The 14,092-nt window shown below is 56.0% G+C and carries 12 protein-coding genes; 6 read left to right on the top strand and 6 right to left on the bottom strand.

Features of this window, described 5'->3' with window-relative positions; translation table 11 throughout:
* Positions 1 to 119 precede the first annotated feature (119 nt).
* Entirely contained in the window at positions 120 to 1,229 is a 1,110-nt protein-coding gene (gene apbC / locus VF709_RS03480) for an iron-sulfur cluster carrier protein ApbC (RefSeq protein ID WP_013097927.1), read from the top strand.
* A 95-nt stretch (positions 1,230 to 1,324) separates the two neighbouring features.
* Here apbC and VF709_RS03475 read toward each other — a convergent pair whose 3' ends face one another.
* Both VF709_RS03475 and VF709_RS03470 read right to left on the bottom strand, forming a co-directional pair.
* Positions 1,325 to 1,810 (bottom strand): GNAT family N-acetyltransferase, encoded by a 486-nt coding sequence (locus tag VF709_RS03475; protein ID WP_028028119.1) that lies wholly within the window; start codon positions 1,808 to 1,810, stop codon positions 1,325 to 1,327.
* Positions 1,755 to 2,087, bottom strand: a complete 333-nt coding sequence (locus VF709_RS03470) for an RcnB family protein (protein ID WP_013097925.1) — start codon at positions 2,085 to 2,087, stop codon at positions 1,755 to 1,757. Before VF709_RS03470 ends, VF709_RS03475 begins: the two co-directional genes overlap by 56 nt.
* A gap of 468 nt (positions 2,088 to 2,555) precedes the next feature.
* Here VF709_RS03470 and VF709_RS03465 point away from each other — a divergent pair, with 468 nt between their 5' ends.
* From VF709_RS03465 to etk, 3 genes are read left to right on the top strand one after another with little or no spacing between them, the layout of a single operon-like run.
* A complete protein-coding gene (locus tag VF709_RS03465; protein WP_023622076.1) occupies positions 2,556 to 3,695 on the top strand; it encodes a polysaccharide export protein in 1,140 nt (379 codons plus the stop codon).
* Positions 3,695 to 4,144 carry an arsenate reductase/protein-tyrosine-phosphatase family protein gene (locus VF709_RS03460; RefSeq protein WP_048971022.1) on the top strand — a complete coding sequence of 150 codons (450 nt, stop codon included), beginning with the start codon at positions 3,695 to 3,697 and terminating at the stop codon, positions 4,142 to 4,144. Before VF709_RS03465 ends, VF709_RS03460 begins: the two co-directional genes overlap by 1 nt.
* Positions 4,144 to 6,342, top strand: coding sequence for a tyrosine-protein kinase (etk, locus tag VF709_RS03455; RefSeq protein WP_139936613.1), 2,199 nt, complete (start codon positions 4,144 to 4,146; stop codon positions 6,340 to 6,342). Before VF709_RS03460 ends, etk begins: the two co-directional genes overlap by 1 nt.
* Here etk and VF709_RS03450 read toward each other — a convergent pair.
* Positions 6,339 to 7,682: an NCS2 family permease gene (locus VF709_RS03450; protein ID WP_020690155.1), complete on the bottom strand. Its 1,344-nt coding sequence runs from the start codon at positions 7,680 to 7,682 to the stop codon at positions 6,339 to 6,341. The genes etk and VF709_RS03450 overlap by 4 nt on opposite strands.
* Positions 7,683 to 7,702: 20 nt before the next feature.
* On the bottom strand, positions 7,703 to 9,481 hold the full coding sequence (locus tag VF709_RS03445) for an adenine deaminase (RefSeq protein WP_148790474.1): 1,779 nt from the start codon (positions 9,479 to 9,481) through the stop codon (positions 7,703 to 7,705).
* 122 nt (positions 9,482 to 9,603) lie between these two features.
* Here VF709_RS03445 and VF709_RS03440 point away from each other — a divergent pair, with 122 nt between their 5' ends.
* The gene (locus VF709_RS03440) at positions 9,604 to 10,524 is read left to right on the top strand and encodes a LysR family transcriptional regulator (protein WP_161496903.1); all 921 of its coding nucleotides are present in this window, start codon (positions 9,604 to 9,606) and stop codon (positions 10,522 to 10,524) included.
* A gap of 70 nt (positions 10,525 to 10,594) precedes the next feature.
* Complete coding sequence (locus VF709_RS03435; protein ID WP_020690158.1) at positions 10,595 to 11,110, top strand: protein disulfide oxidoreductase; 516 nt, start codon at positions 10,595 to 10,597, stop codon at positions 11,108 to 11,110.
* A gap of 37 nt (positions 11,111 to 11,147) precedes the next feature.
* On the opposite strand, the gene VF709_RS03430 is transcribed toward VF709_RS03435, so the two are convergent.
* Together VF709_RS03430 and VF709_RS03425 are read right to left on the bottom strand one after the other, a co-directional pair.
* Complete coding sequence (locus tag VF709_RS03430; protein WP_095908033.1) at positions 11,148 to 12,614, bottom strand: pyridoxal phosphate-dependent decarboxylase family protein; 1,467 nt, start codon at positions 12,612 to 12,614, stop codon at positions 11,148 to 11,150.
* Between the two features lie 18 nt (positions 12,615 to 12,632).
* Positions 12,633 to 14,009, bottom strand: a complete 1,377-nt coding sequence (locus VF709_RS03425) for a diaminobutyrate--2-oxoglutarate transaminase (RefSeq protein WP_013097916.1) — start codon at positions 14,007 to 14,009, stop codon at positions 12,633 to 12,635.
* Between the last annotated feature and the right edge of the window lie 83 nt (positions 14,010 to 14,092).

Raw genomic sequence — 14,092 nt, 5'->3', positions numbered from 1 at the left:
TAACTGTGAAAAGGGTTTTTGATATTACCAAAAGGGGCATTATTAAGTAAGCACAAACCACGGCCTTTCAGGTAAACTTGTTCATCTAAGGTCTTATTCACAAGAACAAAGGAGTCGGGATGAGTTCGCAATCCCAGGCCAAATCACCGGAAGCCTTACGAGCAATGGTCGCCGGGACGCTGGCTAACTTTCAGCATCCAACCCTGAAGCACAATCTCACTACGCTGAAAGCGTTGCACCATGTCGCATGGCTGGACGATACGCTGCACATCGAGCTGCAGATGCCGTTCGTCTGGACCAGCGCCTTCGACGCGCTGAAAGAGCAAACCAGCTCAGAGCTGCTGCGCATTACCGGTGCAAAAGCGATTGACTGGAAGCTGAGCCACAGTATCGCCACCCTCAAGCGGGTGAAAAACCAGCCCGGCGTTAACGGTGTGAAAAACATCATCGCCGTCAGCTCCGGCAAGGGCGGGGTGGGGAAATCGTCTACCGCCGTCAACCTGGCGCTCGCGCTGGCGGCCGAAGGGGCGAAGGTTGGTATTCTGGATGCGGATATCTACGGGCCGTCAATTCCCAACATGCTGGGCGCAGAAAACCAGCGTCCAACCTCGCCAGATGGAACCCACATGGCGCCAATCATGGCGCACGGTCTGGCAACGAATTCCATCGGTTATCTGGTGACTGATGACAATGCGATGGTCTGGCGTGGTCCAATGGCCAGCAAAGCGCTGATGCAGATGCTGCAGGAGACCCTGTGGCCGGATCTGGATTATCTGGTGCTGGATATGCCGCCGGGTACCGGTGATATCCAGCTGACGCTGGCGCAGAACATTCCCGTCACCGGGGCGGTTGTTGTCACCACGCCGCAGGATATCGCGCTGATCGACGCCAAAAAAGGCATCGTGATGTTTGAGAAAGTCGAGGTGCCTGTGCTCGGTATCGTCGAGAACATGAGCATGCACATCTGCAGCAACTGTGGTCATCACGAGCCTATCTTCGGCACCGGCGGTGCAGAAAAACTGGCGGCGCAGTATCACACCCAGTTGCTGGGACAGATGCCGCTGCACATCACGCTGCGTGAAGATCTGGATAGCGGGAAACCGACGGTCATCAACCGCCCGGACAGTGAGTTTGCGGAGTTGTACCGTCAGCTGGCGGGGCGCGTTGCGGCGCAGCTTTACTGGCAGGGTGAAGTCATTCCTGGCGAAATCGCCTTCCGCGCGGTGTAATTCTTCTGCGCTTGAGTGCCGGGTGGCGCTTCGCTTACCCGGCCTACAAATGGCACCATCATGTAGGTCGGGTAAGGCGAAGCCGCCACCCGACATTAACGCAATCGGTAATGCATCAGATAGTACTCTCCCTCCGGAGAATCCCCCGTTGCCTCGATGTGCCAGCCATGACGCTGATAAAACGCGATAGCCCGTTCGTTTCTCACCAGGCACTTTAACGCCCCCGTACTGGTAAACGTTTTTTGTACCTGTTCCAGCAGCAAACGGCCTACGCCCAGGCTCTGATACTGCGGATCAACGAACAGATTGTGCAGAAAGTTATCATTCGTCCAGACTGACGCAAAGCCCACACGATGGCCGTTCTGTACAGCAACCCAAATCACTTCGTCTCGGGTTGCCTCGTCAAAATCTTCGAGTTGCCATTCTGCACCGTTCAGCCACGGCCACGCCTCGCGGCGGGCATGCAGGTAAAGGGTGCGCAGGAAAGGACGATCGCTCTCCTGCCACGGCCGAATATGGACGGTATCAGCGATGATAGAAGATATCTCCGTTATAGGCTTTATAGATCTTACCGTCGGCATCGCCGATCAGGACATAGTTCTCGCCCATATAGGTCCAGTGCGTACCCGCATCCGGCGCCGGGAGGTTACGCAGTTGATACTGTTTGATGGTGTATTCAGGGGTTTGATACAGCGCCGGAGCCGTGTCGCCAATTTTGAACTTCGTGAAATCAGCAATGAACTCTTGTTCTTCATAAGCTTTGATGCCGCCAGATGCTGACGCCGTTTGCGGGGCTGCCGAAGCCGCGCTCGCAAGAGACATTACTACACCCAGAAGCAGCCATGTACGCTTAGCCATTTTTTCTCCAGTTATACCGTTACTGATACGCTCAGCCTGCTGTGTTGACGATATGGCAGACAGCCTATTTTAAGTATCCCAGCAGAGCCTGTTAGAAAAAAAATGTAACAAAAGTGGACGGTTTTGTGTAGATCAAACGGTTAATACTATTTTGTTTATGAATATTATTTCCTAGGACTTATTCAGAACGGAAATATTTTTTTTAATTAATTCTGAAAATATAAGTTTACTCTAAATTTGTGACCTGAAATGCATGCATTTCATTTGAAGACGATTTAAACTTCTAAAAGCGGAGCGGTTTAATTCTCAATTCTACGTGGTTCCGGTCCTTCAGTTCATTCTACACATCATTCAGTGATGTGTAATTTTACGTAATTGCTTGAAAAACAGCATGTTGAAAAAGTAGGCGATTCTTCCGGAATGGCCTGTTATGCGTTTTTTGCGCTCATGAATGAAATATTAATTCTAATGAAAAACACAACCACATTATCTGTAATATTCTTAGCGATAAGTCAGTTGACGGGCTGCGTATTTTCTCCCGGGCAAACATTAAGCTCAGCGGGAAAAAACGTCATTACGTCGGGTGATGAAAATAATAATTTAGATAAGCGCGTGGATCTCTATCCTGTTACCCCTTCATTGATTGAGAAATTGCGCCCTGCCGTCACCAAATCTCAGTCTAATCCTAAGCTCGATGAGCAGGTCAGAAACTGGGAGTACCGCATTGGAACCGGTGATATTTTGACCGTAACCGTCTGGGATCACCCTGAACTGACAACACCGGCCGGACAGTATCGCAGTGCCAGTGACACCGGCAACTGGGTCAACGCCGACGGTACGCTCTTCTATCCCTATGTCGGCAAACTCCCGGTGGCGGGAAAAACGGTCTCTGAAGTCAGGGAAGAGATCGCCAAACGGCTGGATAGCGTGATCGAAAGCCCGCAGGTTGACGTCAGCGTGGCTGCCTTCCGCTCGCAAAAAGCCTATGTCACGGGCGAAGTCGTCAAATCTGGTCAGCAGGCAATCACCAATATTCCCCTGACGGTCATGGATGCCGTCAACGCGGCAGGCGGGCTTTCTGCCGATGCGGACTGGCGCAATGTGGTTCTCACTCACGAGGGGAAAGATTCGCGCCTCTCTCTGTATGCGCTGATGCAGCACGGCGACCTGACGCAAAATAAGCTGCTCTATCCGGGCGATATCCTTTTTGTGCCTCGTAATGACGCCCTGAAAGTCTTCGTGATGGGGGAGGTGATCAAGCAGAGCACGCTCAAGATGGACAGGAGCGGAATGACCCTTGCTGAAGCGCTGAGCAATGCGGGCGGCCTGAATCAGGATATGGCCGATGCGACGGGCATTTTTGTCATTCGCTCCATTGCCAAAGGCAACGACGCGGGAAAAATTGCCAACATTTATCAGCTTAACGCGCAGGATGCCTCCGCGATGGTGTTGGGCACTGAATTCCAGCTTGAGCCGTACGACATTGTTTACGTCACCACGGCACCGCTGTCACGCTGGAATCGCGTCATTACGCAACTCGTGCCGACCATCAGTGGCGTTCATGACCTGACCGAAACGGTCCGTTACATCAGATCGTGGCCGCAATAATGTTTGATTCCATCTTAGTGGTCTGCACCGGCAATATTTGTCGCTCGCCGATTGGCGAGCGGCTGTTGCGTCAGTTGCTACCGGGAAAACGGATAACCTCGGCAGGTATCTATGGGCTGGAGGGCAGCCCGGCGGATGTCAGCGCTCAGGACGTGGCCAGGCGGCATGGGATCTCACTTGAGGGACATCGCGCGCGCAAACTGACCCCGCAGATCATGCGGGAATCGGATCTGATTCTGGTGATGGAACCTGCCCATCTTCGCTTTATCTCTGACTTGGCCCCGGAAATTCGCGGCAAATCGCTGCTTTTTGGGCAATGGCTGGGGCCGCAGGACATCCCCGATCCCTATTGTAAAAGTCGTGAAGCGTTCGATTATGTTTTCGGTCTGCTGGGCAAAGCCAGTCAGGAATGGGCTCATCGTTTGAGTCAACAAGGAATGAAGCGTTAATGTCGTCTTACACAACAGACAGTTACGGTGCGGCAGCACCGGAGAATCATGAAATCGATCTCATTAGCCTGCTCGGCGAGGTGATCGATCACCGTGCAGTCATTTTATCGATAACTTTCCTGTTCACCCTGCTGGCGGGGCTGTATGCCTTTCTGGCCACGCCCGTTTATCGCGCTGATGCCTTAATCCAGGTAGAAGGAAAGCAGGATAACAGCCTGCTCAAAAATTTAAGGCAGTTTGGGAGTGAGATGTCTCCCGATGTCGAACCTGAAATTCTTCTGCTTAAATCGCGGATGATCCTGGGCGCAACCGTCGATGAATTAGGCCTAACACAGCACGTGACGCAGCGTACGTTCCCGGTAGTGGGACGTCTGTGGGCACGGTTGCAGGGCCGTAAACCGGCGACGGTTGCCCTTGGCTGGCTGCAACTTCCCCCTGTCGAAGGTAAACCTCGCACCCTTGTGCTCACTGTGCTGGAAAAAGGAGCATACCGGCTGGAGGGGGATAACTTTTATGCCGAGGGCAGGGAAGGGAAACCGCTGGAAAAAGCCGGCGTTTCGCTGTTGGTGGTGAAAATGAATGCGCCAACGGGCACGCAATTCACGGTGCAAAACAGCACCCGTCTGGAAGCTATCAATACGCTCAGCACCCAATTTAGCGTCGTTGAATCGGCAAAGCAGAGTGGGGTGCTGACGCTCACGCTGACCGGCAACGATCCTGAGCGCATTGCGCATGTGCTTGACCGGATTGCCAACAACTATCTGCAGCAAAACATTGCGCGCCAGGAAGCACAGGATGCCCGCAGTCTTGCATTTTTGCAGAAGCAATTGCCTAAAATCAGAAGCGAACTGGATCTGGCTGAAGAGCGGCTGAATCAGTATCGCAAACAGCGTGATTCGGTGGATCTCTCCCTGGAAGCGAAATCGGTTCTCGAGCAGATTGTGAATATCGAAAACCAGCTCAACGAGCTGACGTTTCGTGAGGCGGAGATTTCTCAGCTGTTCAAGAAAGATCACCCGAACTACCGTGCCTTGCGTGAAAAGCGTCAGACGCTTGAGCAGGAGAAGGTCCGCCTTAATCAGCGTGTCGCCGCCATGCCATCGACTCAGCAGGATATTTTGCGCCTTAGCCGGGATGTGGAGTCAGGCCGCACCATTTATTTGCAGCTCCTCACCCGTCAGCAGGAGCTGAACATTTCGCGCTCCAGCGCCATTGGTAACGTGCGAATTATCGACAGCGCGGTGACGCAACCCGATCCCATCAAACCGCGAAAGCTGGTGGTCATCGTCTTAGGCATCCTGTTGGGGCTGATATGCTCAATGGGGCTGGTCCTGGTCCGCATGGCGCTCAGACGCGGCATCAACACCTCCGAGCAACTGGAAGGGCTTGGCGTACAGGTGATGGCCACCTTGCCCCGTTCCCTGTGGCTGTGGAAAAAAACCAACCTGCGTAAAAAACGTGTTTTTGGCTCACGTTGGAGACACAAGATTGTCGATGTCCCTTTCCTGCCAGTTGATCGGCCTGCGGATGTTTTTGTCGAGGCCGTGCGGGGGCTTCGCACCAGCCTGCATTTCACCTTGCAGGATGCCGCTAACCGGATCGTGATGATTTCTGGCCCAACGCAGGACTGCGGTAAAACCCTTGTCAGCACCTCGCTGGCCGCGATTGAGGCGCAGGCCGGGCTCAGGGTGTTATTCATTGATGCGGATATGCGCGAAGGCTATGTACACAACATCTTCGATCTGAAAAACCATTCCGGGCTTTCCGACGTGCTTGACGGAAAATGTCATTTCCAGGCGGCGATTCAGCGCTATGAGAAAGGCAACATTGATGTGCTGACCTGCGGGCCGGTTCCGTTACGCCCCTCTGAACTGCTGATGAGCGAACGCTTCAGGGCGTTAATGACCTGGGCAGACGAGCATTATGATCTTGTGATCCTCGATACCCCGCCGGTGCTGGCCGTAACGGACGCCTCAGTGGCTGCTCCGGTGGCCGCCACCTCGCTGCTGGTGGCCCGCTATGGTAAAACCAGCCTCAAAGAGATGGAGAACAGCATTAAGCGTTTGCAGCAAACGGGGGCGCATATCAACGGCACCGTGCTGAACGATGTGGTGAAATCAGCAGCGCTGTATTACCGTGCAGGCTATGGCCATTACGAGTATGGCCAACGCCCGGCACGGCAACCGCGCAAGGATTAGTGCTTCACCAGCGTGGCAAAGTAATACACCAGCGGAATGGCGAGGATCCAAAGACCAACGGGGATTTCTCGCCATTTTCCTGCAATCGCTTTAATGACGATGTAAAACAGCAGCCCTCCCGCAATCCCTGTCCCGAAGCTGTTGGCAATCAGCGTAATCATTACCATCATCAGCACCGGCAGCCCGTCGGTGAAGTTTGCCAGATCCACCTTACGCAGGCCGCTGAACATATTCAGGCCGATCAGGATCAGGGCAGGGGCGGTGGCTTCTTTTGGGATCATGAGCGCAACGGGCGTAAACAGCAGCATCAGCAGGAACATGACCGCAGCGGCCAGCGCCGTCATGCCGGTTTTCCCCCCCGCTTCTGCGGCCGCGGAGGATTCAATCAGCGCCGTGGCGGCAGGAATACCCACCCACGGGCCAATCGCGGCGGCTATCGAGTCCACCATAAACGGGCGATTGATGTTTGCCATATTGCCTTCTTCATCCAGCAGCCCGGCTTCACCTCCCACCGCCAGCGTGGTGCCCATGGTCGAGAAAAACTCCGATGCGAAAAAGACAAACAGGAACGGCAGGAAGGCAATATTCAGCGCGCCCAGCATGTCGATATGGCCCAGCACCGGCGTCAGTGAGTGAGGCATGTCAATAAAGCTGGCAGGAAGGTGTGTCACCCCCATCGGAATGCCCACGAGAGTGGCAAACAAAATGGCCCACAAAATGGCGCCCGGAATGCGACGCGCCTGCAGGGCAATGGCGAGGAACAGGCCGCTGAGCGCCACCAGCGCGCCTGGGGAGAGAAAATCACCCAGCATCAGCGCGTTCGTTTTTGCGTTAGCCAGCACCAGCCCGGCATTGCGAAAGCCCAGTACGGCGACAAAAAGACCGATAGAGGCCGTCAGTCCCAGTTTGATGGACTGCGGTACGGAGCGGGTCACAACCTCTCGCAGGCCAAAACGGGTGAGCAGGAAGAACAAAATTCCCGACCAGCAGGCAATGCCCAGACCAATTTGCCAGCCGATGCCTTCACTGCCCGCCAGCGTTACCCCAACCAGCACTGAGCCACCAATGCCGGGCCCGACAATAAACGGCAGGTTGGCGTAAAACGCCATCAGCAGCGTACCGGCCACAAACACCAAAATGGTGCCGGTGGTCGCCGCGCCTTTATCCATCCCGCCCACGGCCAGCAGCCCCGGGATGACCACCAGCAAATAGGCGGCGGCGAGAAAACCGGTGAGACCGGCCAGACACTCTGTGCGCACGGTACTGCCGCGCGTATGCAGTGCAAAACGACGTTCAAGCCAGTTCCCTGGTGCTGGCGAATTAACGGTATTGTCGGCCATTATCCGGCTCTCCTTCGGTATTATTGTGTGGTGTCCGGGGTTTCCCGGTAAGAAATCAGCGGATCGACAATCTGGCGCGTGCTGCCATCGGTCAGTCCAAGATCGGTTAAATGCGGCCCGGTGTTGCAGGCAAGGCACGTCCCTTCAATGGCTTTAAATACTCTGTATGGCGGCTCCCAGTCGGCAATCTGGCTGCTGCGTTCACGCAGTTCACGAAACTGGCGCGCCAGTTCCGCAGGGGCGAGTTCTGACAACATCCCCGCAATGGGCATCGCCACATGGGCAATCACGTCCCCGTTCTGGACCAGCGCCATCCCGCCACCGCTTTGGATCAGCGTGTTGGCGGCCAGTGCCATGTCATCAGGATTGCGTCCCAGTACCACCAGGTTGTGTGAGTCATGGGAGTAGCTGGTGGCAATGGCCCCCCGCAGCTCTCCCCAGCCTTCCAGCAGGGCGATTTGCGGTTTTGCCGCATGGCGCGCGTGGCGGTGCTGAACCCAAATCAGGCTAAAACCAGCCGGTATCTCAACGCGTCCGTCACGTACCCGGGCGTCGGTTTCTCCCCAGCGGGTAAAACGTGCGCCGCTGATATGACGCAGGCGCGCCACACCGTGGTTTGCGTTGTCGATGCGCATGTAAAAATCACTGGCGGTCAGCGACGACAGGCGCACGGTATCCCGGGGCAGCGTCAGGGGCGTATCAACAATCGGCTCGATCATCGCTCCGTTACGGGCAATGCATTTTCCGGCGACGTACACCCGGCGAGCCGTCAGTTTATCCAGTGAATCGAACACCACCAGATCCGCACGACGACCCGCGGCAATCAGCCCGAGATCGTTACGCTGCAGGCGCAGGGAAGCATTCAGGGTGGCAAACCGCAGCGCGTCCGTCGCCGGAAGGCCATGTTCAATCAGCAGGTTGAGCAGGGCGATGATGCCGCCTTTTCCCATCAGGATGTCCGGTGGGACATCGTCAGTGCAGACCGTGATTTGTGACGACAGATGCGGCAGCGTTTTCAGCGCGCTGACGATATCAGGCAGCAGATAAGGATGCGAGCCGCGGATCTCCAGCGTCAGCCCGGCGCGTAATTTTTCCAGCGCATCGTCGGCAGAGGTGAGTTCATGATCGGAGGTGACGCCCGCCGCCAGGTACGCCTGTAAATCCGCGCCGCTCAGACCACGCGCGTGACCTTCAATCAGCTTCCCACTTTCCAGCCCGGCCTGCAGGATCTCCAGCATACGCTGACTGCCATTCAGCACCCCGTGCATGTCCATCACTTCCGCCACGCCGCGCACTTCGGGCCAGCCAAGCAGGGTATTCATCTCTTCGCCCGCAAAGTCTGCGCCGGACATCTCCAGCCCCGGTGTGGAAGGAACGCTCGATGGCGCCGCGACCATTACCTGCAGTGGCAGGTTGCGGCTCGCCTCAATGGCAAAGCGGACGCCTTCAATCCCCAGCACGTTTGCCAGCTCGTGCGGATCCCAGAACACCGCAGTGGTGCCCTGCGCCAGTACGATCTCTGCGTAGCGGGCAGGCAGCAGGTGCGAGCTTTCAAGATGAACATGCGTGTCCATTAGCCCCGGAGAGAGAAACTGGTTGTTCAGGTCATGCGTCTCAAGCGCATCGTTGCGGCTGCCGCGCGGATGGACGCTGGCGATAAGCGAGCCGACGATACCCACATCCGCGTCGCGGATCTCACCGGTTGCCATATCAACAACTCGGGTATGCGTAAGCAACAGGTCAAACGGCGTTTCGCCTCGTGCAGCCTTCACGGCGCGGCGTCGGGTTTCGGCAGTCATGCAATTAACAGTTCCAGCATTGAAATATTGACGTTACTCTATGCACCCGGCAAACGTTTGCCCAGCTGATAAAATTTATCGCCCGATAACCCCGGGTTATTCTGTGACGCGTGTAATGGATAATGATGACGGAACCCTGGCAGCGCTTGCCTGCGCTCTCCCTTCGGCAGCTACAGTATTTTGTCACTCTGGCGCAGCTGCGTCATTTTACGGATACCGCCAGTAAACTGGCCATCAGTCAGCCGGCACTCAGCAGCGCCCTGCGGCAAATCGAAACCGTGCTCGGCGGTAAACTGGTCAACCGTACCGCGTCGGCGGTCACGCTGACCGAGCTGGGTCACGCCATTCTGCCACACGCCCAGCGGGTGCTCAGCGTGGCGCAGCTGGCGTTTGATGATATGCAGCAGATTGTGCAGGCCGGCGGCGACGGTACGGTGCGGATCGGTCTGGTGCCTTCAGTCAGTTCACTGCTGTTTCCGCTGCTGCCGCAGACGCTGGCGCAGGCTTTTCCGCGCCTGCGGGTGGAGTTTCACGACCAGACCAACGATGCGCTGGTGGCGCAACTGCTGAAAGGGCAGATTGATTTTGGCATCGGGGCGCTGGACAACTCGGTACCCGAACAGCTGGACGTGTTCCCGCTGCAGGAGGATCCGTTTGTGGCCGTACTGCATTGCGACGATCCGCTCGCCGCGTCGGCACATGTTCCCTGGAAACAGCTGGTGGGCCGGGATATTGCCGTCTTCTCAAAAGGCAATATTCAGCGGCTGGTCAATGCGCTTGCCGAAAGCCACCGTCTGTCCCTGCAGACCCGTTATCAGGTGGACTATATCGAGACATTATACGGGCTGGTGCGCTCGAAGCTTGCCGTGGGGATATTGCCTCAGCTTTATACCACCCACCTGCAGGACCCGCAGCTTAAGGTGGTTCACCTTCAGCAACCGGCCCTGGCGCGCACGGTGGCGCTGATGCGTGCCCCGCAGGCGCTGCCTCCGCTCATTGAATCCTGCTTTACCCTGATGGTTGATACCTTACGCAGCAGGTAGGGCGACACTTCTTTACAGCGAAACGGCGCGCAGCTCGCTAAGATGACCTTCGTTAAATCACGAGGTCACAATGGAAAACCGCAAATTCAGCCAACTGCGCCGCTGGGCGCGGGAAGGGATCATACTCGTACTGCTGGCGCTGGCCGTGATGTGGGGTGTGGATCAGTACCGCAAGCCGACATTACCCGCCACGTTTAGCGCTACCCCAATGCAGGGTATTGATGGCTCAGTACATGACATTGCTGCACTCAGTCAGGATCGGCCGCTGCTGATTTACGTCTGGGCGACCTGGTGCAGCATCTGTCGTTATACCACGCCTGCGGTCAATAGGCTGGCAGAAGAGGGCGGGAACGTGGTGAGTATTGCCATGCGCTCTGGTGATGACGCTAAGCTTGCGCGCTGGGTCGAAAAGAAGCAGCTGAAAATGCCGGTGATTAATGACGAAAACGGTGCGCTGTCACAGCAATGGCAGGTTAGCGTAACACCGACGCTGGTGCTGGTCTCTAAAGGCAATGTCGTCAGTACAACAACGGGCTGGACAAGCTACTGGGGATTAAAAGTCAGGATGTGGTGGGCAGGGTTATAAAAATAGCCCCTCTCCCGGTGGAAGAGGGGCTGTGGTATTACTTCGCCAGAACTTCCTGCGCAGTACGCTCAACCAGAGACAGCAGGGTTTTGATATCCTCCAGCGTCACGGTTGGGTTCAGCAGCGTCAGCTTCAGACAGGTCACGCCGTTATGCTCGGTCACGCCGACGTTTGCACGGCCGGACTCCAGCAGCGCATCACCAATTTTCTGGTTCAGCAGGGCGATACCAGCATCATCTGCCTGCACCTCGCCACGGAAGCGGAACAGCACGCTTGCCAGCTGTGGCTGCATAACCAGTTCCAGAGCGGGCTGCTCTTTCACATAAGCTGCAACCTGCTGCGCCAGCGTCACGCCGTGATCGATAATCGCCGCGTATTGCTCCTGACCCAGCGCTTCCAGGCTCATCCACAGCTTCAGCGCGTCGAAACGGCGTGTGGTCTGCAGCGATTTGGAAACCAGGTTCGGCACGCCGGCTTCTTCGTCGAACTCAGAGTTCAGGTAAGCCGCCTGATAGCGCATCAGCTCATAGTGGCGCGCTTCCTTCAGCAGGAATGCGCCGCAGCTGATGGTCTGGAAGAACTGTTTGTGGAAGTCCAGAGTAACGGAATCCACCAGTTCAATGCCGTCCAGGTAGTGACGATACTGCGCAGACATCAGCAGTGCGCCGCCCCAGGCCGCATCAACGTGTACCCAGATGTTCTGCTTCGCCGCCAGTTCAGCAATGGCACGCAGCGGGTCAATAGCACCGGCATCGGTGGTTCCGGCTGTCGCGACAATCGCCAGGATCTGTTCGTCGTTGGCGTTGCACTGCTCGATTTTCGCCGCCAGATCGGTCAGATCCATGCGAGAGAATTCGTCAGTTTTCACCTGCACGACGGACTGATAACCCAGCCCCATCAGCGCCATGTTTTTCTGCACGGAGAAGTGCGCGTTTTCGGAGCACAGTACGCGGATCTTACGCAGATCGCCCGTCAGACCATCCTGCTGGACAGAGTGGCCCTGACGTGCGAAGAACGCATCACGTGCCAGCATCAGACCCATCAGGTTGCTCTGGGTGCCACCGCTGGTGAAGACACCCGCGTCGCCAGCCTGATAACCCACGCGGGTACGCAGCCATTCGATCAGTTTGATCTCAATAATGGTTGCGGACGGGCTTTGATCCCAGGAGTCCATGCTCTGGTTAGTGGCGTTAATCAGCACTTCCGCCGCCTGGCTAACGACCAGGCTTGGGCAGTGCAGGTGCGCCACACACTGCGGGTGATGAACGGACAAACTGTCTTTCAGGAAAAACTCGACGGCGCGTTCAATCGCCGCTTCGTTGCCCAGCCCTTTCGGGTTGAAATCCAGCTTAATGCGGTCGCGCAGTTCCGCGACCGTTTTGCCCTGATACATCTCAGGCTGTTTCAGCCACTGCATCACAGCCTGAGTGCTTTGTTCAATCGCCTGCTGGTAAGCTTCAATGCTCTGCGCAGAGGAGAACAAAATTGGGTTTGAATCAGACATCGTAATCAACAACTCCGGTTACGCCGGGCGAACGCCCGCAGCAAGCAGTGCCTGCTCGAATTTATCCAGGAAGACTTTCAGCTCATCATCGCTGATCAGCAGAGAAGGCAGCAGACGCAGAACGATACCGTTACGACCACCGCGCTCCAGAATCAGGCCGGCTTCGAAGCACTTCTTCTGAATCAGTGCAGACAGCTCGCCATCACCCGGGAAGCAACCCATGTGGTCAGCGGCTTCGTGTGGCTTAACGATCTCAATACCGATCATCATGCCCAGACCGCGAACGTGGCCGATAACCGGATAGCGTTTCGCCATCTCGTTCAGCTGGCCTTTCAGCCATTCGCCCTGTGCAGCCACTTTGCCAGCGATGTTCTGGTCTTTCAGGATCTTCAGCGTCGTCAGACCGGTTGCCATCGCCAGCTGGTTGCCGCGGAAGGTGCCGGTGTGGTGACCTGGTGCCCATGCATCGAACTGCTTTTTGATACCCAGCACAGCCAGTGGCAGACCGCCACCAACGGCTTTAGACATCACGATGATGTCTGGCTCAATGCCCGCGTGTTCGAACGCGAAGAATTTACCGGTACGGGCAAAGCCTGCCTGAACTTCGTCCAGGATCAGCAGAATGCCGTGTTCCTGAGTCACTTTACGGATGCGCTGCAGCCACTCAACCGGAGCCGGGTTCACGCCGCCTTCACCCTGAACGGCTTCCAGGATTACCGCAGCAGGTTTACGCACGCCGCTTTCAACGTCGTTGATCAGGTTTTCGAAGTAGTAGGTCAGCGCTTTCACGCCTGCTTCACCGCCGATACCCAGTGGGCAACGGTACTGGTGTGGGTAAGGCATGAACTGCACTTCTGGCATCATACCGTCTACCGCTTCTTTCGGAGACAGGTTACCGGTCACGGACAGTGCACCGTGAGTCATACCGTGGTAACCACCCGAGAAGCTGATGATACCGCTACGGCCGGTGACTTTTTTCGCCAGCTTCAGCGCCGCTTCCACGGCGTCAGCACCGGATGGACCGGTGAACTGCAGGCAGTACTCTTTGCCCTGACCAGGCAGCAGAGAGAGCAGGTATTCGGAAAACGCGTCTTTCAGAGGCGTAGTCAGATCCAGAGTATGTAACGGCAAGCCGCTGGTAATGACATTTTGGATGCTTTTCAGCACATCAGGGTGGTTATGGCCAAGCGCGAGGGTGCCTGCGCCTGCTAAACAGTCAAGGTATTCTTTATTATCTGCATCGGTGATCCACACGCCTTCTGCTTTAGTGATGGCTAAAGGCAGTTTGCGCGGATAACTCCTGACGTTAGATTCAAACTCGGCCTGACGGGCCAGATAGGTTTCGTTGCTTTTGTGGGCATCTACGGTGTCAATACGGACTTTATCCGTCATCATATCACTCCTACAACCGCCGCTTCGTTATGAGCCACGATTGAATAAAAAGTTAAAAAACAGATGGGGGCCTGAAAAAAACGCCG

This window comes from Enterobacter sp. Lyrl_3 (genome assembly GCF_051948675.1).
Taxonomy (GTDB): Bacteria; Pseudomonadota; Gammaproteobacteria; order Enterobacterales; family Enterobacteriaceae; genus Enterobacter; species Enterobacter cloacae.
The sequence above is the reverse complement of the archived record's forward strand: the minus strand, read 5'-3'. Positions and strand labels throughout refer to the sequence as shown.